Here is a 20,957-nt window from a genome sequence, read left to right as displayed (position 1 = left end):
GCTCACCCATGGGCGGGGGAGGGGCCGGCCGGGCCGCCGAAGCCCGCGGGCGTCCCGCCGTCCGGGTCCTCGGCCGGGACGACGCCGCCGAGGACCGCTCCGCCCACGCCCGCCGTGTGATCCGCCCCCGCGTAGGGGTTCCCGTGCGCCCGTACGTCGAGCTCTGCCAGCTCCCGGGCCTGAACGGCGAGGGCGTCGGCGGGCAGGCGGTCCGCCGGATCCTCCGTCGCGAGGAGCCGTCGCGCCTCCGCCAGCCGGGTGCGCGCCGTCGCGCCCACCGCGCCGCGGTGCGTCTCGACGTAGTCGTCGGCGGCGGCCGTGGCGGTGCGGGCGGTGAGAAGAGCGGCGGCCTGCAACACCCCGGCCGCCCGCCCCGAGGCGATCGGCACGATCACCCGCACGATCCGCCGCAGCACCCCGAGCGGGTCGTACGCCGCCCCACCGACCGCCTCTTCACCCGACTGCTCGCCGGAAGGCTGCGCGGGCTGTTCGACCGGGGCGTGCGGGACAGGGCGGCCGTCGTAGGGCGGTCCGCCGGTCCCCCCGCCGGAGGGCTGCCGGCCGGTCAGTTCCTGGCGCACGGAGTCCAGCACGGCGTCGGCGTGCAGCAGCCGGGCGTGCAACTCCCCCGGGGAGGCGTCCGGCGGCGGCACATCGGCCACCTGCCCCTCCGCCGGCTTCCCGACGCCTGCCCCTGCCCCCGCCCCTGCTTCTGACCCTGCTCCACCTCCTGCCGCTACTCCTGCTCCCGCCCCTGCCTCCGCCCGGGTCTCCGTCCCCCTTCGTTCCCGTTCGCCCTTCCCTCCTCGTTCCTGGTCCCGGGCCCAGGACACCTCCGCCTCCGCGCCCGCGAGGACGTCCGGCACCATCTGCTCGGCCGCTCGCAGCTCGGCGGCCAGCCGGTCGACGCCCTCGACGAGGACGGCGGCCTGGGCTGTCGCACCCTCGGCGGCGCGCAGTTGCCGGGCCGCCCGCTCCGGCTGCCCCGAGTCGGCGGACTGGCGGGCCTCGTTCAGTCGGACGGTGGCGAACAGGAGCCGGTCCTTGGCCTGTTCCACGTTCCCGGTGACGCAGGCGGTGGCGGTGGGCGCGTAACGGGCCCGGAGCCCGGCGAGGACGGCCTCCGCGGTCCCCACCCGTCCCGTCAGCTCCCGGAAGCGGCCCTCGGCGACCACCAGGGCCTCGCCCGACGCCCGTCCCGGTTCCCGCAGCCGTTCGAACGCACCGGACGCGGAGTCCAGCCGACGCTCCGCCTCGTCGCACCGTCCGACGATCCCGGCGAGCGCGTGCCCCCGCGCCGCCTCCTCCCGCGGCACCCCGTCGTCGTACCGCTGCCGCATCCGGAAGGCGGCGGCGAGTTCGGCCTCGGCCTCGTTCAGCGTGCGGCGGAAGGCGGCCTCGTCCTTCTCCTCGAACAGCTCCTTGGCGAAGCCGAGTTCGGTCCGCGCCGCACGGATCCGGTCGTCGGCCGTGACCAGCGCCGCGCAGGCCTGCTCGTCGAGGGCGGCGAGCGGCGGCGACGACTTCGGCGGCGGCGGGCTGCTCGCCCCGCCGGGGGTCGTCCGGCCCCGGGTGCGCCGGGCCCGGCGTATGTACCCGTAGCCGGCCAGCGCGCCGGCCGCACCGACGGCCACCAGCGGCAGCACGAGATCGACGGTGGACCTGCCGTCCGCGGTGACCGGGGCCGCCGGCACGGCCGCGGGGGAGCTCGCTGCGGGCGTCGGCTTCTTGATCGCAACCGGAACGTCGTCACCCGACGTCATCCCTGGCAACACCAGCCACACGACCCCGACCACACCGCCCAGCACGGCATGAGCCACCCGCACGGATATGTGCGGCCCGGCTCGCCGGGGCCGGCCTCGGAGCAAGGAAGAGGTCACATTTGGGAGCGTATGGCCGCGAATACGGCCACGCGAGCGGGATGCACCCGACATGGGGACCGTGGGGCGGAACGACACGGGAGGGGGAACCCCGATGGAACGAGCGCCGGGGCAGACGGCCGGGGACACCGAGGCCGACGCGGAACACGGGACGGCTCCCGCGGTCACCGAGGGGGGTGCGGGAGGGAGCCGGCCGGCGGTCACCGACGGTGACGCACCAGCGGGTTCGTCCTCGGTGGGCCCGGAGGGTACGCCCGCCGACGACACCGACGACACCGACGACACCGACGACACCGACGACACCGAGGGCGTCTCGGGCACCCGGGTCGCGAGCGGGCCGGCGGTCGCCGAAGCCGACGCGGGCGCCGACGGGGGCGGGGGAGAGCCCGTGGACGCGGGCGGCGAAGGAGACGGCGAAGGAGACAGGGGAGGGGAAGGGCGCGGAAGCGGGAAGCGGGGCGGGCGGTGGGTGCGGTGGGTGCGCCGGGGGGTCCTCGTCGCCGTGCTGCTCGTGCTCGTTCCGGTGCTCGCCGCCCAGGCCGCGCTGCGCGTGAACTACCTGGGCGACCCGGCCGACGGCACGTACACCCGCGGCAAGGACGCCGTCTGGCTGGGACACGCCTGGGTCGACGGCCGCAAGACCGACGCCGACGTCGAGGCCCTGGGCCGCCGTCTGCGAGACACCGGCATACGGGACCTCTATGTGCACGCCGGCCCGCTGGAGCACGACGGCACGTTGCCGGCGTCCGCCTATGCGAAGGCGCGCTGGTTCATCGACGCCGTGCACCGCGAGGCTCCCGGGCTTCGCGTCCAGGCGTGGCTCGGCGACGTGCTCGCCAGTGAGAGCCCGAACGGCATGCGGCTGGAGCGCGCGGCGACCCGGGCCGCCGTCGTGCGGTCCACCCGCGAGATCCTCGCGGCCGGCTTCGAGGGCGCGCACTTCGACCTCGAACCCCTGCACTCCGACGACGCCGACTACCTCACCCTCCTCGACTCCCTGCGCGCCGTCACCCGCGCCCGCGACGCCCAGCTCTCCGTCGCCGCCCACCAGATCGACCCGGTCCCCGGCTTCCACTCCTTCTGGAAGGCGACCACCGGTCACCCCAAGTGGTGGTCGCAGAGGTTCTTCGGCCAGGTGGCCCGCCGCGTGGACCAGATCGCCGTGATGTCGTACGACACCATGCAGCCGCTCGAGAGCACGTACGGCGGCTATGTCGCCCAGCAGACCTCCCTCGCCCTGGAGGTGACCCCTCCCTCCACCGACCTGCTGATGGGCCTGCCCTTCTACCACGAGAACCGGTTCGGCCACTGGGCGCACGCCGAGACCGTCGCCGCCGCGGTCCGGGGCGTCCGGCTGGGCCTGTCGCGGACCGACGCGGACCGCGCGAACTTCGGCGTCGCGGCCTACGTGGACTTCGCGGCGACGGAGACCGACTGGACGTCGTACGAGGAGGGGTGGGTCCGGTAGCCCCTGCCGGCCCGCCCGTCGGCCGGGGATTTCAGGTCGCCCCCGGCCGCACACCCCGCCCCGCCGCGCCGGCTACGACGACCGTCTCCTGATCTTCGACCCCAGCCACACCAGGGGGTCGTACTTGCGGTCGACCGCCCGCTCCTTCAGGGGGATCAGCGCGTTGTCCGTGATCCTGATGCCCTCGGGGCAGACCTCGGTGCAGCACTTGGTGATGTTGCAGTAGCCGAGACCGTGTTCGTCCTGCGCCGCGCGTTTGCGGTCCAGGCCGGCCTCCTCGGCCCCGTCCAGCGGATGCATGTCCAGTTCGGCGACCCGCATGAGGAAGCGCGGGCCCGCGAACGCCGTCTTGTTCTCCTCGTGGTCGCGCACGACATGGCAGGTGTCCTGGCACAGGAAGCACTCGATGCACTTGCGGAACTCCTGCGGCCGGTCCACGTCCTCCTGGAACATCCGGTACTCGCCGGGCGCGACCCCGTCGGGCGGCACGAACGCCGGCACCTCCCTCGCCTTCTGGTAGTTGAAGCCGACGTCCGTGACGAGGTCGCGGATCACGGGGAAGGCCCGTAGGGGAGTGACGGTGATCGTCTCCGCGCGGTCGAAGACCGACATGCGGGTCATGCACATCAGCCGGGGACGCCCGTTGATCTCCGCCGAACACGAACCACACTTGCCCGCCTTGCAGTTCCAGCGGACGGCGAGATCGGGGGCCTGCGTGGCCTGGATGCGGTGGACGATGTCCAGGACCACCTCGCCGTCGTTGACCTCGATCTTGAAGTCCTCCAGGTCCCCGCCGCGCACGTCGCCCCGCCACACCCTGAAGTGGGCGTCGTAGCTGCTCATTCGTACAGCTCCTCTTCGGTGAGGTACTTGACCAGCTCCTCCTTCTCGAACAGGGCGAGCAGGTCGGGGCGGATGGGGTCGGTGGTCTCGCGCACGAGGTGGATCTGGCCGCGTCCTGGGTCCCCGGCCGGGAGGCCCCCCGCCGCCGGGTTCCCGGCCGGATCGGCGAGCCGGCACAGCAGATTGACGTTGCGCCAGGCCCGGTCCATCGACGGGTGGTCCTCACGGGTGTGGCCGCCGCGCGACTCGGTGCGCTCCAGAGCCGCCCGTGCCACGCACTCGCTGACCAGCAGCATGTTCCGCAGGTCGAGGGCCAGGTGCCAGCCCGGGTTGAACTGGCGGTGGCCCTCGACGCCGGCCCGCCGGGCGCGTGCCCGCAGCTGCGCGAGCTTGTCCAGGGCCAGCTCCATCTCGCCCTCCCGGCGGATGATGCCGACCAGGTCGTTCATGGTCTGCTGCAGCTCCTGGTGAACGGCGTACGGGTTCTCCGCGGGGCCGGCCGCGGGCTCCTCTCCGGCCGTCTCGGCGGAGAAGGGGCGCAGGGCCTCCGCGGCCGCCGCGTCCACCTGGACGTCGTCCACCGGCGCACGCTCGTACGCCGTCGCCGCCGCGTGCTCGGCCGCGTGCAGGCCCGCCCGGCGGCCGAACACCAGCAGGTCGGACAGCGAGTTGCCGCCGAGCCGGTTGGAGCCGTGCATGCCGCCGGCCACCTCGCCGGCCGCGAACAGTCCCGGCACCCCGCGGGCCGCGGCCGTGTCGGACTCGACGGCGATGCCGCCCATCACGTAGTGGCAGGTCGGTCCGACCTCCATCGCCTCGGCGGTGATGTCGACGTCGGCCAGCTCCTTGAACTGGTGGTACATCGAGGGCAGCCGGCGCCGGATGACCTCGGCGGGCATCCGCGTCGACACGTCCAGGAAGACCCCGCCGTGCGGGGAGCCGCGGCCCGCCTTCACCTCCGCGTTGATGGCGCGGGCCACCTCGTCGCGGGGGAGCAGTTCGGGGGGACGCCGGTTGTGGTCCGGGTCCTCGTACCAGCGGTCGCCCTCCTCCTCCGACTCGGCGTACTTCTCCTTGAAGACGTCGGGGACGTAGTCGAACATGAACCGATTGCCCTCGGAGTTCCTGAGCACCCCGCCGTCCCCGCGCACCGACTCGGTGACGAGGATGCCCTTGACCGACGGCGGCCAGACCATGCCCGTCGGGTGGAACTGCACGAACTCCATGTTGAGCAGGGGGGCTCCGGCGAGCAGGGCCAGCGCGTGGCCGTCGCCGGTGTACTCCCACGAGTTCGACGTCACCTTGAAGGACTTGCCGATGCCGCCGGTCGCGATCACCACGGCGGGCGCCTGGAGGACGAAGAAGCGGCCGGTCTCGCGCTCGTAGGCGAAGACGCCGCTCACCCGGGAGCCGTCCTTGAGGATCCGGGTGACGGTGCACTCCTGGAAGACCTTCAGCCGGGACTCGTAGTCGCCGGTCTCCTTGAAGTCCTCCTGCTGGAGCGCGACGATCTTCTGCTGGAGGGTGCGGATCAGCTCCAGGCCGGTGCGGTCGCCGACGTGCGCGAGGCGTGGGTACTCGTGGCCGCCGAAGTTGCGCTGGGAGATCCGGCCGTCCTTGGTTCGGTCGAACAGGGCGCCCCAGGTCTCCAGCTCCCAGACCCGGTCCGGGGCCTCCTGGGCGTGCAGCTCGGCCATCCGCCACTGGTTGAGGAACTTGCCGCCGCGCAGGGTGTCGCGGAAGTGGACCTGCCAGCTGTCGTGCTCGTTGGCGTTGGCCATGGCCGCCGCGATGCCGCCCTCGGCCATCACCGTGTGCGCCTTGCCGAACAGCGACTTGCAGATGACGGCGGTGCGGGCGCCGCGCTCGCGGGCCTCGATGGCGGCGCGCAGCCCGGCGCCTCCCGCTCCGACCACGACGACGTCCCACTCCTGGCGGTCGACCACGGTCATCGGCGGGCCCCGCTCATCAGGTTCGGCAGCATCTAGAAAAACCTCGGATCGTCGAAGACACCGGACGCGACGAGATACACGTAGAAGTCGGCGAGCGCCACGCTCACCAGCGACGCCCAGGCCAGCAGCATGTGACGGGCGTTGAGCCGGCCGACGAACTGCCACGCCCGGTAGCGCACGGGGTGCCGGGAGAAGTGCTTCAGCTTGCCGCCGACGATGTGCCGGCAGGAGTGGCAGGAGACCGTGTACGCCCAGATCAGGATGATGTTGAGCAGGAAGACGAGGGTGCCCAGGCCCATGTGGCCCCACGCGTAGTGCTCGTCGCGGAACGCGAGCACGGTGTCGTACGTCAGGATCCCGGCGACGACGATCGCGGCGTAGAAGAAGTACCGGTGGACGTTCTGCAGGATCAGCGGGAAGCGGGTCTCGCCGGTGTACTTCGCGTGCGGCTCGGCCACCGCGCAGGCCGGGGGCGAGGCCCAGAAGCCCCGGTAGTAGGCCTTGCGGTAGTAGTAGCAGGTCAGCCGGAAGCCGAGCGGGAAGATCAGGATGATGATCGCCGGGGAGATGCCCCACCAGCCGCCGAACAGGTCCGCGTTCGGGCCCGCGTGCATGGGCCGGCAGTTCTCCGCCAGACAGGGCGAGTAGAACGGCGAGACGTACGGCGCCGCGTAGTAGTCCGCGTTCGCGAAGGCCCGCCAGGTCGAGTAGACGATGAACGCCAGCAGGCCGGCGGCGGTGGCGGCGGGGGCCAGCCACCAGCGGTCGGTCCGCAGGTGGGGCGCGGCGATCGCGGCGCGGCCGGCGCCGCGTACGCCGCTCGGGGGATGGGGGTCGGTGGGTGGAGGTTCCGTACCAGTGGCCAACGCAGGACTCCGGTCGGGTCAGGGGCTCGGGTCAGGGTGCGTGCCGGTGCCGGGCGCCGAGTCCCTCGTCGTCGGTGTCGATCCACAGGGAGTCGTCGTACGGGGTGTCGGGAATGGTGACGAGCTCGGGCCTGCGCGGCGCGCCGGGCTGGGACGCGGCCTCGCGCAGCAGCTCCACGCTCTCCTTCAGGTGACTGGCGTCGGCGCGGACGCGGCGCATCTCCAGGCCGCCGCTGCCGAGCTGCTGTTCCAGGCGGCCGACGGACCGGGAGAGGTCGTCGAGGCAGCGCTGGACCGCTGTCAGGTCGTCGTGCACGGACATGACATGACCTCGCTTCCGTGGGCGCGTGCGCCCGGGACGGCAACGTTCATGCGCCTGCGAGTGTTGCGCGTCACACCGGTGGATGTGAAGGCGTGTGCGGCGATTGGCGGATACGGACCGGGGGTGTTGCTCCGCTCGGGTGGCCTTGGGCCGCCCCGCCGCCGTGTCGCCGTCGGCAGGCGAACCGTTTCCCTTTCAGTGGGCCGTAGATCTGATCAACACCAAAATACCGCCAAATGTGATCAGAACGCACCGCCAGCGGCTCACCGGAGGTACCAGAGATGTCCCACGACGGCGTCGGCCCGCGCGCGGTGACGCGCTCGGTCGCCTTCCTCACCGCGGGTGTGCTCGCGGTGCCCCTGCTGGCCGGCTGCGCCTCCTCGGACGAGGCCGGCCGCCCCCTGGCCCGCCAGGACATCGCCCGTGCCGCCCGCGCCTCGGTCACCGAGGGCGGCACGCTGCGCTGGGCCGTGGACGCGGTGCCGGAGACCTTCAACGCCTTCCAGTCGGACGCCGACGCCACGACAGCCCAGGTCGCCCAGGCCGTGCTGCCGTCGATGTACCGCATCGACGCCAACGGGAGGCCGCAGCGCGACCCCGACTACCTGGAGTCCGCGAAGGTCGTCGACACCGAGCCCAAGCAGGTCGTGCTGTACAAGCTGAACCAGCAGGCCGTCTGGAGCGACGGCCGGGAGATCGGCGCCGCCGACTTCGCCGCCCAGTGGCGGGCCCTGGCCGGAAAGGACAGCGCGTACTGGACCGCTCGCAACGCCGGCTACGACCGCATCGAGAAGATCGAGCGCGGAGCGAACGACCTGGAGGTCAGGGTCACGTTCAGCCGGACCTACGCCGACTGGAGGTCGCTGTTCTCCCCGCTGTACCCGAAGGAGGTCATGGGCACGCCCGACTCGTTCAACGACGGGGCGCGGCGCAAGCTGAAGGTGACCGCCGGGCCGTTCGCCGTCAAGACGGTGGACCGCAAGAAGGGCCAGGTGCGCCTCGCCCGCAACCCCCGCTGGTGGGGGAAGCCGGCCAAGCTGTCCGAGATCGTGCTGACGGCCGTCCCGAGGAACGAGCGGGCGTCCGCGCTCGCCGCCGGGAAGATCGACCTGGCCGAGATCGACCCGGCCGCCGCACAGCAGGTCGACGGCGCGGCGAAGGGCACGGCCGGACCCCCCGCCGGCCCCGGTTCCGCGCACGCCGACCTGAAGACGCTGCGGGCCTGGGCCCTCGCCCACGGCATCGACGCGGGCGAGGTCGAGACCGACGACGATGACGACGACGAAGAGGACAAGGGCGAGACGAAGGCCCGCGCGAAGCTGATCAAGGCGATCGCGAAGTGGGAGAGCGGGCAGAAGGCGCTGCGCGGCTTCGAGGTGCGCAGATCGCTGGAGCCCGCGTACACGCAGCTCGCACTGAACGGCGCGGAGGGACCGCTGGCGGACGAGCGGGTGCGGCGGGCCGTGGCCCGGGCACTGGACCGCAAGGAGCTGGCCAAGGTGGTGCTGAAGCCGTTGGGTCTGCCCGCGGAGCCCGTGGGCAGCCATCTGGCACTGGCCGGGCAGGACGCGTACGCCGACAACAGCGGTGCCCTCGGCGGTCAGGACACGGCCGAGGCGCAGGCGCTGCTGGCGGACGCCGGCTGGGTGCTCGGGGGCCCGGTCAAGGACAAGGGCGAGAAGGCGGCCGGATCGGCGGGGAAGAAGGCCGACGGATCGGCGGGGAAGAAGGCCGACGGATCGGCGGGGAAGAAGGCCGACGACGACTCCACGGACGGCGACGACGGCATGTACATCGTCGGCGAGGACGACAAGGCGCCGGCCGAGACCGCTCGCGCGGACGGGCAGCACGCTCTGAGGAGCGACAGCGTCCGCAGGAGCGCGGCGAAGAGCATCGCGAAGAGCGGGAGCGGCGGGCGGCAGCTCGCCCAGGACGGCAAGCAGTACAAGCAGCTGCACCAGGGCGGCGCCCCCGGCGCCTACGCCCCGCTGGGCACGGCCGCCCCGAAGGAGGGCGCCGCGGAACCGAAGGCCGGCGCGGCGTCGAAGGGCGCCGGGGCCGCGAAGGCCAGTGCCGTGCCGGTCGTCGTCCCGGCCAAGGCGCTGGCCAAGGACGGCAAGGCGCTCAACCTGCGGTTCGTGCTGCCGTCCGGGCCGGGGTCGGAGCCCCTGGGGGCGGTCGCCGCACGGATCACGAGGATGCTGGCGAAGGTCGGCATCGGCACGGAGATCACCAGGGTCTCGGACGAGAGCTACTTCAAGGACCACATCGCGTCCGGCGAGTACGACCTCGCCCTGTATTCCTGGCCGGCGTCCGCCTTCCCGGCCACCGACGCCCGGCCGATCTACGCCAAGCCCAAGCCGGCCGCCGACGGCTCCCTGAGCGTCGAGCAGAACTACACCCGGGTCGGCACCGACCAGGTCGACCAGCTGTTCGACCAGGCGCTCGCGACCCTGGACCAGGACGAGGCCCGCTCCCTGATCCGCAAGGCCGACTCCCGTATCTGGGCGGCCGCCGGATCGATCCCGCTCTACCAGCGGCCCCAGCTCACGGCCGTGCGGAAGAACGTGGCGAACGCGGGCGCGTTCGGCTTCCAGACGCCCGTCTACGAGGACATGGGCTTCCTGAAGAAGGGCGCGAAGGCCTCCGCGGGCCCCTCGCGGAAGTGAGCCGGAACCGGGTGCGGGAAGGAGCCCGGAAGCGGCCCGTGAAGGAGCCCGTGGACGGCCTCGGAAGCGGGTCCGGAAGTGAGCGACAGGTGATCGCCGGATGAACCGTGTGGCCCTGCGGAGGCCGTCCCCCGCCGGGCCACGTACCATGGGGTGAGGCCGTGGCGTGTCAAGCCCGGCAGGGCCCGCGTAACACGGACGTACGCAGCAGGGTCGCCCTCACACTCCGGGAGAACGCCGCTTTATGGCCACGCGCCACGATATTCGCAACGTAGCCATCGTCGCTCACGTCGACCACGGCAAGACGACTCTTGTCGACGCCATGCTCAAGCAGGCCGGCGCCTTCGCCGCGCACGCCGCCGAGTCGCTCGACGACCGCATGATGGACTCGAACGACCTGGAGCGTGAGAAGGGCATCACGATCCTCGCCAAGAACACGGCGGTGAAGTACCACCCCAAGGACGGGGGGGACGTCGTGACCATCAACATCATCGACACCCCCGGCCACGCCGACTTCGGCGGAGAGGTCGAGCGCGGCCTGTCGATGGTCGACGCGGTGGTGCTGCTGGTGGACGCCTCCGAGGGCCCGCTTCCGCAGACCCGCTTCGTGCTGCGCAAGGCGCTGCAGGCCCGCCTGCCCGTCATCCTGTGCATCAACAAGACGGACCGCCCGGACTCGCGCATCGACGAGGTCGTCAACGAGGCCTACGACCTCTTCCTCGACCTCGACGCCGACGAGGACCAGATCGAGTTTCCGATCGTCTACGCCTGCGCGCGGGACGGCGTCGCCTCGCTGACCAAGCCGGAGGACGGCACGGTCCCGAAGGACAGCGACAACCTGGAGCCCTTCTTCTCCACGATCCTGTCGCACGTCCCGGCCCCCGAGTACGACGAGGAGGCTCCGCTCCAGGCGCACGTCACCAACCTGGACGCCGACAACTTCCTCGGCCGTATCGCGCTGCTGCGCGTCGAGCAGGGCGAGCTGCGCAAGGGCCAGACCGTCACGTGGATCAAGCGCGACGGCACGATGTCCAACGTGCGCATCACCGAGCTGCTGATGACCGAGGCGCTCACCCGCAAGCCCGCCGAGGTGGCGGGCCCCGGTGACATCTGCGCCGTCGCCGGCATCGCGGACATCATGATCGGCGAGACCCTCGCCGACCCCGAGAACCCGATCGCGCTGCCGCTCATCACGGTCGACGAGCCGGCGATCTCCATGACCATCGGCACCAACACCTCGCCGCTGGTCGGCCGTGGCGGCACCGGCAAGGGCGCCGACAACAAGGCCGCGGTCAAGGACCGCAAGGTCACCGCCCGCCAGGTCAAGGACCGCCTGGACCGCGAGCTGGTCGGCAACGTCAGCCTCCGCGTCCTGGACACCGAGCGCCCCGACGCCTGGGAGGTGCAGGGCCGCGGCGAGCTGGCGCTGGCCATCCTGGTCGAGCAGATGCGCCGTGAGGGCTTCGAGCTGACCATCGGCAAGCCGCAGGTCGTCACCAAGCTCGTCGACGGCAAGGTGTACGAGCCGGTCGAGCGCATGACGATCGACGTGCCCGAGGAGCACATGGGCGCGGTCACGCAGCTCATGGGCGTCCGCAAGGGCCGGATGGACAACATGTCCAACCACGGCTCGGGCTGGGTCCGCATGGAGTTCGTCGTTCCCTCCCGCGGTCTCATCGGCTTCCGTACCGAGTTCCTGACCGGTACGCGCGGCACGGGCATCGCCCACTCCATCCACGAGGGCCACGAGCCGTGGTTCGGCACGCTGACGACCCGTAACAACGGTTCGCTGGTCGCCGACCGCGCCGGCGCCGTCACCGCGTTCGCGATGACGAACCTCCAGGAGCGCGGCGTGCTGTTCACCGACCCCGGCACCGAGGTGTACGAGGGCATGATCGTCGGCGAGAACTCGCGCTCCGACGACATGGACGTGAACATCACCAAGGAGAAGAAGCTCACGAACATGCGGTCGTCCTCGGCCGACTCGTTCGAGGCGATCGTGCCGCCGCGCAAGCTGTCGCTGGAGCAGTCGCTGGAGTTCTGCCGCGACGACGAGTGCGTCGAGGTGACCCCGGAGGCGGTGCGCATCCGCAAGGTCGTGCTCGACCAGCGCGACCGCGCCCGCACCGCGAGCCGCGCCAAGCACAGCTGATCCGCGGGTAGTTCGCAGCCGGGCACACGTGCTCGAAGGCCCGGGCGCCCCCTTCGCGGGGGAGCCCGGGCTTTTCGCCGCCCGTCTCCGGCCGGCACGGCCAGGGTGATCATCTCCGGGCTCGTCCGTCCGGCCCGCCGCCGGAGCGAGACCCCGGAATTCCCTCGACAGGGGGAGGTGCGGCCGGACACTCTCTCCGCGATGACAAGAACAGACGACATGCCCACCGCCTGGGACGAGCGCACCCAGCTCGTCGCCTTCCTCGACTACACCCGGGCCACCGCCCGCGCCAAGTGCGAGGACCTCTCCGACGCGGACGCCCGCCTAGCCCCCCTGTCCAGCTCGCCGCTGATGACCCCCAGCGGCCTGATCAGCCATCTGCGCTGGGTCGAGTACTACTGGTTCCAGGTCATGTTCCTCGGCGAGGAGGACGAGGGCCCGTGGACCGAGGAGGACCCCGACCGCGAGATGCGCATCGCCGTCGACCTCCCGCTCGCGCAGCTGCTCGACGAGTACGCCGCACACGCGGAGACCTACCGCGAGCTGGTCGCCGCGCACGACCTCGACACCAAGGCCCAACGGCCGGCCCGGGACGGCCGGCACGTGGACCTGCGCTGGATCCTCCTGCACCTGATCGAGGAGACGGCCCGCCACAACGGTCACCTCGACATCCTGCGCGAACTGATCGACGGCACAACCGGCGTCTGAGCACCCGGCCGCGCGCCGGTCCGGGCCTGTCCGGCCGCGCGCCGCCGGGGTGGAAGACGGATGAAAGATCGTCGAAGGAGACGCGAAAGGCGGCTCTCGGAGACTGGTGGTGCGGGGCGGGCGACCGACGGGGGACACGCGGCGCCCGCCCCCGCCTCACCCCTGGGCGCGTCGCCCGGACCACGCCCCGCCCGGGCGCCCGCAGTTGGCCGGATCCCGGCCCCCGGGCGGCCCGAGGTTCACACGGGCGAAGCCCGGCGTTGCCCGGGCCGTCGACGCTGGACTACGTTCTGTGAATGCTCACCCCACGGCCCCGGTTCCGCCTGCTCGGACCCCTGGACGTCGAGATCGACGGACGGGCCGTCTCCCTCACCGGCCGGCAACGGGCCCTGTGCGCGGTTCTGTTGCTCCACGCCAACCAGGTGGTCTCCGTCGACCGGCTCATCCAGTGCCTGTGGGACGACCGCCCGCCCGGCGCCGGCGCGGCACGCGTGAGGGCCCTCGTCGCCGAGGTGCGGCGCGCGCTCGGACCGTCGGGGCCGGACCTGCTGTCGACCCGGCGGCCCGGCTACGTCATGCACGCGGGCCCGGCCGAACTGGACCTGCTGGCCTTCGAGAACCTCATCAGGGACGGTTCGCGGGCCGCGGCCGACGGTGACTGGCGGACGGCCCGGCGCTGCGGCGAACAGGCCCTCGCGCTGTGGCGGGACGAGCCCCTGGCCGATCTGTCCGACGTCGCGGTGCGCGAGGCCGAGCGTCAGCGGCTGGGCGAACTGCACCTCGCGGCCCGTGAGGGCATGGCCGAGGCGGAGATCGAGACCGGCCGGCACCGGGAGGCCATCGCCGAGCTCCTCCGGCTGACGGCCGCCCACCCGCTGCGCGAGCGCCCGCACGGCCTCCTCATGCGCGCGCTGCAGCAGGACGGCCGCAGCGCCGAGGCGCTGGAGCTGTACTCCGCGTTGCGCCGCCGCATGGTGGACCAACTGGGCATGGAGCCCTCCGACGACCTGAGGGACCTGCACCGGCGCCTGCTGGGCGGCGGCAGCGCCCGCGGCGCCCTGGGCGGCGGACCCGGCGTCCGCCCCGCGCAGCCGTCGGCAACCACGCCCGAACGGCCCGTGCCCCGCCAGCTCCCGCCCACGCCACGGCGTTTCGTCGGCCGCGACCGGGAACTCGACCGCCTCGACTCCTGCCTGCGCACCGCCGAACCGCTCGCCCTGATCGTGGGACCGGCCGGCGTCGGCAAGAGCGCCCTGGCGCTGAACTGGGCGCACCGGGTCGCCGACCGCTTCCCCGACGGCCAGCTCTTCCTCGACATGCGGGGCTTCGACAACGCCGAGCCGATGACCCCGGACGAGGCCCTGCCGTTGCTTCTGCAGGGCTTGGGCTGCGCCCCGCGCGACATCCCGCTGGGCGCCGAGGCGCAGACCGCGCTGTACCGGACGCTGCTGGCGGAGCGCCGGGTGCTGGTCGTCCTCGACGACGTGGCCGACGCCTCCTACGTACGACGGCTGCTGCCCGCCTCCACCGGCTCGCTCACGCTGGTCACGAGCCGCGACAAGCTCAGCGGCCTGGTCACGTTGGACGGCGCCTACCGGGTGTCCTGCGACGTCCTCGACAGCGCGGCCGCACTGGAGTTGATCAGCGGCGCGGTCGGCGAGGAGGCCGTGGCCGCCGACCCGGAGGCCGCGGCCCGGCTGGTCGAACTCTGCGACCACCTGCCGCTCGCCCTGTGCGTGGCCGGCTCCTGGATCGGCGACCGGCCGGGCAGTATCCGCAACTACGTGCGCGACCTCGCCGACCGGGGCCGGCTGGCCCGGCTGCACGTCGAGGGCGAGGAGTCCGTCGCCGTACGGGCCGCGCTCGACCTGTCGTACGGGACGCTGCCGGACGAGGCCCGCCGGGCCTTCCGCTGTCTGGGTGCGCTGCCCGGCACCGGCCGGTCGGTCGCGGCGGCCGCCGCTGCCGCCGGGCTCGACGAGCGACGCCTGGCCGACCTGCTGCGGATGGCCCAGCGCGTGCACCTGCTGCGCGACGTCGAGTACGGCCGCCCGGCGTGGCACGACCTCGTGCACGAGTACGCCCGCGACCGCACGGCCGCGGAGGACGCCCCCGAGGAGCGCGCGGCCGCCGTCACCCGGGTCCTCGACCACTATCTGCAGAGCGTCGTCAACGCGGCCGCCAGGGCGGGCCTGTACGTCATGCGGACCCGTCCGGGCGCCGTCGAGGGCTCGCTGCAGCGGGAGTTCCGTACGGCCGAGGAGGCGTACGCCTGGTTCGACGGCGAGTGGGACGACATCGCGGCCGCCATCGGGCACGCCGCCGAGCACGGCCCCGCACCGTACGTCTGGTGGCTGGTGGACGCGCTGCAGGACCTCTTCCACCACCGCCGTCCGCTGTCGGACTGGATGCGGCTGGCCACCCTCGCCCGGCAGGTGGCCGCGCGCCACGGGGACGAGGTCGGCCAGGCCTCCATGTGCCTGTCCCTGGGCAGCGCCCGCTGGCGCAACGGAGACCTGCGGGGCGCCCTGGCCGAGTACGAGGAGGCGGAGGAGCTGGCGCGGCGGGCCGGCTGGGCGTACGGCGAGGCCGGCAGCCTCCAGGGCAAGGGCGTCACCCTCAAACTCCTGGGCGAACTGCGCCGCGCGCTGCCCTGCTACGACCGCGCCCTCGCGCTCTACCGCACCCTGGGGAACGTCAAGAACGAAGAGATCATGCTGATCAACACGGCGTCCCTGAACCTCGCCCTGGGCCGGCTCGACGCCGCCGAGGAGGCGGCGTGCACGGCCCTCGACCTGATCGGCGACACGGTCCACCACAACCGGGCGATGGCCCTCGTCAGCCTTGCCCTGGTGCGGCAGCGGCAGGCCCGGTTCGACGAGGCCGCGGCGGCGCTGCGCACCTGCTTCCTCGTCTCCCGCGACTCCGGATCCACCTACACCGAGGCGGTGGCCCTGGAGGCGCTGGGCCGGGTCCGCGCCGACGCCGGCCGCGACGACCGCGCGCTCCTCGCCTACGAGGACGCCCTCGCCGTCTCCCGCCGGGTGGAGAACCGCAACTGCCAGGTCGACAGCCTGGTCGGGATCGCCTCCGTGAAGCTGCGCGCGGGCCGCCTCGAGGAGACGGCCGAGCACCTCGACACCGCCTTCGAGACGGCCGAGCGCACCGGCCATCGCGCGGGCCTGGTCGAGGTGTTGCTGGCCCGTGCCGACCTGGCCCGCGCCCAGGGCCGTCCCGCCGAGGCCCTGGACTGCCTGGCGCGCGCCGAAAGCCTCGCGACCGACGGCACCCCCCTCGCCCTCCCCCGCATCCACCTCACCACCGCCCTGACCCTCCTGCCCACCGAAACCGCCCCTGGCCCCGACACCCGCCCCCGCACCGCCCCCCACACAGGCACAGCCACCGGCACCGACCCCCACGCCGGCACCCGCCCCCACCCCGAAACCGGCCCCGGCACCGGCCCCCGCACCGGCACCGGGACCGGCGTCCCCACGGGCGCCCCCGAGTTCGCCCCCGCCCCCGAGCCCGACCCCTCGTCCGGTCCCGACCCCTCCCCGAGCGCCCGGGCTCTCGTCGAGGCGGGCCGGGCCGTCGCACTGGCCGAGGCCTCCGGTCAACGCCTCCTGCTCGCTCGCGCCCTCGCGGCCCTGGCCGCCGCGCACGAGGTCCACGGCGACACCGAGTCGGCGCGGACCGCTCGGGCGCGGGCCGAGGCGCTGTACGGCACGCTCGGCGTCCGGACCGGTGACGGCGTTCCGCCCGGCCCCCTGGCCGGTCACCGGCACCGCGAGCTCCCCCCCGACGCGGAGTCGCGCCTCACCCTCTATCTGAGGGAGCACTTCGAGGGCTGACCGGGACCGGCGGGCCGCTCAGGCGGACGTCGCGTACGCGCTGCCGAGCTGCAGCCGGGGGTCGCGGGCCAGGATGCGTTCCTGCAGGGACCGCAGCTCCGGACCCGGCTCGCAGCCCAGGAGGTCGATCATCCGCATCCGCAGCAGATGGAAGCAGTCCAGGGCGTCCGCCTGGCGTCCGCCGCGGTGCAGGGCGAGCATCAGCAGCCCGGCGACCTTCTCGTCGAAGGGGTGCATCTCGGCCAGCCAGTGCAACTGCGGAAGGCACTCCTCGTGCCGTCCCGCGCGCAGGTACAGCTCGGTGCTGCCGATCAGCGCCTCGCGGTGCTCGCGCCGCAGCGCCACCCGCGCCGACTCCGCCCAGGGCGTGCGCACGTCGGACAGCGGTTCGCCGCGCCACAGCTCGAGAGCCTGTCCGTACACGCAGAGGGCCGATTCGGCGTCCCCGGCGCGGGCGGTGTGACGAGCCTGCCGGACGAGGGCGCGGAACCGTGCCGTGTCCACGCAGCGCTCGTCGATCGTGAGGAGGTAGCCGCCCCGCCTGCGGGCCAGTTCGAAGTCCTCGTCCCGCAGCCCGTCGGCCCGCAGCGCCTTCCGCAGCCGGGTGGCCTGGATGTACAGGGCGTCCCGCGGATGCTGGGGCCGGCGGTCCTGCCACACCCGCTCGATCAGCGTCTCGTCGGCCACGAAGACGCCCGGGGTCCAGGCCAGCGCCGCCAGCAGCAGCTTGGTGCCGTGCGGGAGCGGCAGCTTGTCGCCGGACCGGGCGCGGGCCTCGACGCAGCCCAGCAGCTGGATTTCCATGCCTTACCCCCGTACCTCGAACCACTCGAACCACTTGGGTCACCACTGTGCGCGCGGGGTGTTCGGGTGGCGCATGGATGCTGCACGGAAGCGGCGACCGGCCCCGAGCGGCCGTGGACGCGATGTGGCCGGGAGTTAAGGAGCACGTAGGGAAAACCCTTCATCCTGGCCGTGAAGTCCGCTCCGAGCCCTTTTCCCCACTAGCCTGCTCTGTGAACGGATGGATCGCGCTCGAAGCGCGCGTCCGTGGAGCTCGGACGCCCTGTCGTGGGTGTGACGAGCCGGCCGAAGCACACGGCCTGTCCGGAGGCAAGTGATTTTCCACTCCCCGGTGTCCGCAATACGGACAGTCGATCCCGATAGATGTGTAACAAGTCCGTTTCGCAGGGATCTTTCTGCTTGCTGTTTGTCCGGATTTTGGAAGAAGTACACGTCAGGTGTGATCGAACCGAGACCTTGTGAGTGTGGTTTGGTCAGATTCCATGCCAGATAGTTAGGCGCGTAGAGCTCGGGGTTGACGGGTCATGCGTTGCAGGGGGCGCCCGCTCGCGAGCCTGCGGGGGCATTCGACCTTCTCCGTCCTTACCGACCGGTAAGTGCTGTGTGCCCCCATATGTGTTGAACAACAGGACTCTTGAGGAGGAACCCATGCGCGGTGCCAGAAGCGCCAAGTGGGCTGCGGGGGCGATAGTCATTGCTCTCGCCGCGACTGCCTGTGGTGGCAGCGACGACGACAGCAGCGGCAACGGCGGTGGCTCGGGCAAGGCCGGCGGCACCTTCCGGATGGGCATCACCGAGCCGGTCGCCATCGACCCTTACAACTCCCAGGAGTCCGAGGGCATTCTGGTCACGGACAACCTCTTCACGGGGCTGTACGAGCCGACCGCCGACGGCAAGGTCATCCCGGCCCTGGCCACCTCCAAGGAGGTCAGTGCGGACGGCAAGACCTGGACCTTCAAGATCAAGCCGGGCACCAAGTTCTCCAACGGCGACCCGGTGGACGCCGAGGCGTTCATCCGCGGTTGGAACCGTGTGGCGCAGAAGACGGCCGCGTCCGACGTCGCCTACCACCTGGCCGGCATCGCGGGCTTCGAGGACGTCCAGTCGGGCAAGGCTCCCAGCATGTCCGGCCTCAGCGCGCCGGACGCGAACACCCTCCAGGTGAAGCTCTCCGCCCCGGACTTCGAGTTCTACGTCAAGACCACGCACACGGTCTTCAGCCCCGTTCCCAAGGTCGCGGGCGACGCCAAGAACAAGACGTACAACGAGGCGCCCATCGGCAACGGCCCCTTCAAGATGAAGGGTTCCTGGCAGCACAACAAGTCGATCACGCTCGTCCGCAACGACGACTACGGCCTGACCAAGGCCAAGCTCGACGAGGTCAAGATCGACATCCTGAACTCCAACAACGGCGTCACGCTGGAGTACCAGGGCTTCGAGGCGGGCAGCTACGACTGGGCCCGCATGCCCACCCCGCAGCTGCCGGCCGCCAAGGCCAAGTACGACGCGCAGGGTGAGTGGATCTCCGAGGACACGAACGGGATGAACTACCTCCTCCCGATCACCGAGAGCGGTCCGCTGAAGGACCCGAAGGCGCGCGAAGCCGTCTCCTACGCGATCGACCGGGACGCCATCGTCAAGGGCGTCTTCCAGGGCATGCAGACCAAGTCGACGACGATCCTGCCGCCCGCCTTCAAGAGCGTGTACACGAAGGACCTGTGCCAGTCCTGCATCAAGCAGGACCCGGCCAAGGCCAAGCAGCTCGCGAAGGAGGCCGGCCTCACCCCCGGCTCCACCATCGAGCTCGGCTACAACACGGGCGCGGGCCACGAAGAGTGGATCCAGGCTGTGAAGCAGCAGCTGGAGAAGGTCCTCGGCGTGAAGGTGAAGACGACCGGCAAGCCGTTCGCCGAGCTGCTCGCCGACCAGCAGAAGCCGAAGGCCACGGGCCTGTACCGCTTCGCCTGGGGCGCGGACTACCCGACGCCGGACAACTTCCTCTTCCCGCTGCTCGACACCGCGTCCATCAACAAGGACGCGTCGGGCAAGGTCACCGGTGACAACCGCGGCCGCTACAGCAACAAGGCGTTCGACGCCCTGCTGGCCAAGGCCCGCGCCACCGAGAGCGAGGCCGGCCGCAACGAGCTGTACAAGCAGGCGGAGAAGATCGCCATGGACGACATGGCCCTGATCCCGCTGTGGAACCGCACCCAGCTGCGTCTCGCCAACACCAAGAAGTTCGCCGACATCAAGATGGACTTCCACGAGAACCCGAACCTCGCCGAGATCAGCACGAAGTAACCGGGCGCCGCGTGACGCGGTGTCTGGAGACGGGGGCCGTGGGGACCGAGACGCACTCGGACGCCACGGCCCTCGACGACCGTCGGGAGCGGTGTGATCCACTCTCCCGCCCCTTACCCCTACCGCCCCACCAACCTGGGGGGAGGGAGCTGCCCCGAAACGGCAGCGAGGCAGAGAGGCAAGTCATGGGAAGGTATGTGGTCCGCAGGCTGGGCCAGTTGGTCGTCGTCGTGCTCGGCGCGACGATGATCCTGTTCGCCTGCCTGTTTGTGCTCCCGGGTGACCCGGTCGGGCAGATCGCGGGCAGCGACAAAGCACGCGACCCCGCGGTGATCGCGCAGCTGCACAAGCAGTACGGACTCGACGACCCGCTGATCGTGCAGTACGGCAACTACGTGGGCAAACTCGTGCAGGGAGACCTGGGCGAGGACTACACGCAGAGCCGGCCGGTCTCCGAGATCCTCGGTCCGAAGCTGGCCAACACGGCCAAGCTGGCCACGGCGGCGATCGTGCTCGACATCATCATCGGCATCTCCGTCGGCGTGCTGGCGGCGATGCGCAGATACTCGATCTGGGACGTGTCGGCGACGTTCGTCACCACCCTGGCCATCGGTGTCCCCTCCATCGTGCTCGGCATGATCATGCAGCGCGTCTTCGTCATCGAGCTGGGTTGGTTCCCGCTGATCGCCGACGACAGCTTCAACTCGATCGTCCTGCCGGCCGTGACGCTGGCGATCATCGACGCGGCACTCGTCGCCCAGCTCGCCCGCAGCACGATGCTCGAGGTCCTGGGCGCCGACTACGTCAAGACGGCCGTGGCCAAGGGGCTTCCGCGGCGGACCGTGCTCTCGCGGCACATCCTGCGGAACTCGGTCATTCCCGTGATCACCTACCTGGGCATCTCCTTCGGTGGTCTCCTCGGCGGCGCGATCATCACCGAGACGATCTTCAACTGGAACGGCATCGGTCTCGCACTGATCCAGGCGATCCAGCAGAACAACAACCCCGTCATCGTGGGCGTGGTGACCATCAGCGTGGCGATCTTCGTCGTGCTGAACCTGGTCGTCGACCTGCTGTACGCCGCTCTGGACCCGCGTATCCGACTGGCCTGACCCCCAGGGTCGCCCCCATCTAGGAGTCA

13 protein-coding genes are annotated in these 20,957 nt (G+C 71.7%); 7 read left to right on the top strand and 6 right to left on the bottom strand.

Translation table 11 applies throughout. The features are described from left to right. Positions 1–2: 2 nt before the first annotated feature. A complete protein-coding gene (locus tag ACZ7DE_RS01755; RefSeq protein ID WP_470756819.1) occupies positions 3–1,880 on the bottom strand; it encodes a hypothetical protein in 1,878 nt (625 codons plus the stop codon). Between the two features lie 94 nt (positions 1,881–1,974). Between ACZ7DE_RS01755 and ACZ7DE_RS01750 the strand changes: the two genes are divergently transcribed. Continuing rightward, on the top strand, positions 1,975–3,348 hold the full coding sequence (locus tag ACZ7DE_RS01750) for a hypothetical protein (protein ID WP_470756817.1): 1,374 nt from the start codon (positions 1,975–1,977) through the stop codon (positions 3,346–3,348). A gap of 72 nt (positions 3,349–3,420) precedes the next feature. Here the strand turns inward: ACZ7DE_RS01750 and ACZ7DE_RS01745 are convergent, their stop codons facing one another. The 4 genes from ACZ7DE_RS01745 to ACZ7DE_RS01730 are packed head-to-tail and all read right to left on the bottom strand — an operon-like array spanning position 3,421 to position 7,331. After that, positions 3,421–4,191 (bottom strand): succinate dehydrogenase/fumarate reductase iron-sulfur subunit, encoded by a 771-nt coding sequence (locus ACZ7DE_RS01745; RefSeq protein WP_470756815.1) that lies wholly within the window; start codon positions 4,189–4,191, stop codon positions 3,421–3,423. Then, positions 4,188–6,143: a fumarate reductase/succinate dehydrogenase flavoprotein subunit gene (locus ACZ7DE_RS01740; protein WP_470756813.1), complete on the bottom strand. Its 1,956-nt coding sequence runs from the start codon at positions 6,141–6,143 to the stop codon at positions 4,188–4,190. Before ACZ7DE_RS01740 ends, ACZ7DE_RS01745 begins: the two co-directional genes overlap by 4 nt. Positions 6,144–6,175: 32 nt before the next feature. Then, on the bottom strand, positions 6,176–7,009 hold the full coding sequence (locus ACZ7DE_RS01735; RefSeq protein WP_470756811.1) for a hypothetical protein: 834 nt from the start codon (positions 7,007–7,009) through the stop codon (positions 6,176–6,178). 31 nt (positions 7,010–7,040) lie between these two features. Next, positions 7,041–7,331, bottom strand: coding sequence for a hypothetical protein (locus tag ACZ7DE_RS01730; RefSeq protein WP_470756809.1), 291 nt, complete (start codon positions 7,329–7,331; stop codon positions 7,041–7,043). A 281-nt stretch (positions 7,332–7,612) separates the two neighbouring features. Here ACZ7DE_RS01730 and ACZ7DE_RS01725 point away from each other — a divergent pair, with 281 nt between their 5' ends. The 4 genes from ACZ7DE_RS01725 (at position 7,613) to ACZ7DE_RS01710 (ending at position 16,711) form a co-directional block, all read left to right on the top strand. Next, complete coding sequence (locus ACZ7DE_RS01725) at positions 7,613–10,000, top strand: ABC transporter family substrate-binding protein (protein WP_470756808.1); 2,388 nt, start codon at positions 7,613–7,615, stop codon at positions 9,998–10,000. Between the two features lie 244 nt (positions 10,001–10,244). Continuing rightward, on the top strand, positions 10,245–12,152 hold the full coding sequence (typA, locus tag ACZ7DE_RS01720; RefSeq protein ID WP_470756806.1) for a translational GTPase TypA: 1,908 nt from the start codon (positions 10,245–10,247) through the stop codon (positions 12,150–12,152). Between the two features lie 201 nt (positions 12,153–12,353). Next, positions 12,354–12,860 carry a DinB family protein gene (locus tag ACZ7DE_RS01715; protein WP_470756804.1) on the top strand — a complete coding sequence of 169 codons (507 nt, stop codon included), beginning with the start codon at positions 12,354–12,356 and terminating at the stop codon, positions 12,858–12,860. A 296-nt stretch (positions 12,861–13,156) separates the two neighbouring features. Beyond that, positions 13,157–16,711, top strand: a complete 3,555-nt coding sequence (locus tag ACZ7DE_RS01710; RefSeq protein WP_470756803.1) for an AfsR/SARP family transcriptional regulator — start codon at positions 13,157–13,159, stop codon at positions 16,709–16,711. Between the two features lie 18 nt (positions 16,712–16,729). Here the strand turns inward: ACZ7DE_RS01710 and ACZ7DE_RS01705 are convergent, their stop codons facing one another. Then, the gene (locus ACZ7DE_RS01705) at positions 16,730–17,515 is read right to left on the bottom strand and encodes an AfsR/SARP family transcriptional regulator (protein WP_470756801.1); all 786 of its coding nucleotides are present in this window, start codon (positions 17,513–17,515) and stop codon (positions 16,730–16,732) included. A gap of 648 nt (positions 17,516–18,163) precedes the next feature. On the opposite strand from ACZ7DE_RS01705, the gene ACZ7DE_RS01700 reads away from it, so the two are divergent. Both ACZ7DE_RS01700 and ACZ7DE_RS01695 read left to right on the top strand, forming a co-directional pair. After that, on the top strand, positions 18,164–19,816 hold the full coding sequence (locus ACZ7DE_RS01700) for a peptide ABC transporter substrate-binding protein (protein ID WP_470756799.1): 1,653 nt from the start codon (positions 18,164–18,166) through the stop codon (positions 19,814–19,816). A gap of 185 nt (positions 19,817–20,001) precedes the next feature. Beyond that, positions 20,002–20,928 (top strand): ABC transporter permease, encoded by a 927-nt coding sequence (locus ACZ7DE_RS01695; protein ID WP_470756797.1) that lies wholly within the window; start codon positions 20,002–20,004, stop codon positions 20,926–20,928. Positions 20,929–20,957: the final 29 nt, after the last annotated feature.

It is taken from the genome of Streptomyces sp. NPDC037083 (genome assembly GCF_055606485.1).
The sequence above is the reverse complement of the archived record's forward strand: the minus strand, read 5'-3'. Positions and strand labels throughout refer to the sequence as shown.

Bases quoted from the DNA above. Each gene is read 5' to 3' on its own strand.
- ACZ7DE_RS01750 (WP_470756817.1), top strand. From the start codon at position 1,975: ATGGAACGAGCGCCGGGGCAGACGGCCGGGGACACCGAGGCCGACGCG.
- ACZ7DE_RS01745 (WP_470756815.1), bottom strand. From the start codon at position 4,191: ATGAGCAGCTACGACGCCCACTTCAGGGTGTGGCGGGGCGACGTGCGC.
- ACZ7DE_RS01740 (WP_470756813.1), bottom strand. From the start codon at position 6,143: ATGACCGTGGTCGACCGCCAGGAGTGGGACGTCGTCGTGGTCGGAGCG.
- ACZ7DE_RS01730 (WP_470756809.1), bottom strand. From the start codon at position 7,331: ATGTCCGTGCACGACGACCTGACAGCGGTCCAGCGCTGCCTCGACGAC.
- ACZ7DE_RS01725 (WP_470756808.1), top strand. From the start codon at position 7,613: ATGTCCCACGACGGCGTCGGCCCGCGCGCGGTGACGCGCTCGGTCGCC.
- typA (WP_470756806.1), top strand. From the start codon at position 10,245: ATGGCCACGCGCCACGATATTCGCAACGTAGCCATCGTCGCTCACGTC.
- ACZ7DE_RS01715 (WP_470756804.1), top strand. From the start codon at position 12,354: ATGACAAGAACAGACGACATGCCCACCGCCTGGGACGAGCGCACCCAG.
- ACZ7DE_RS01710 (WP_470756803.1), top strand. From the start codon at position 13,157: ATGCTCACCCCACGGCCCCGGTTCCGCCTGCTCGGACCCCTGGACGTC.
- ACZ7DE_RS01705 (WP_470756801.1), bottom strand. From the start codon at position 17,515: ATGGAAATCCAGCTGCTGGGCTGCGTCGAGGCCCGCGCCCGGTCCGGC.
- ACZ7DE_RS01700 (WP_470756799.1), top strand. From the start codon at position 18,164: ATGCGCGGTGCCAGAAGCGCCAAGTGGGCTGCGGGGGCGATAGTCATT.
- ACZ7DE_RS01695 (WP_470756797.1), top strand. From the start codon at position 20,002: ATGGGAAGGTATGTGGTCCGCAGGCTGGGCCAGTTGGTCGTCGTCGTG.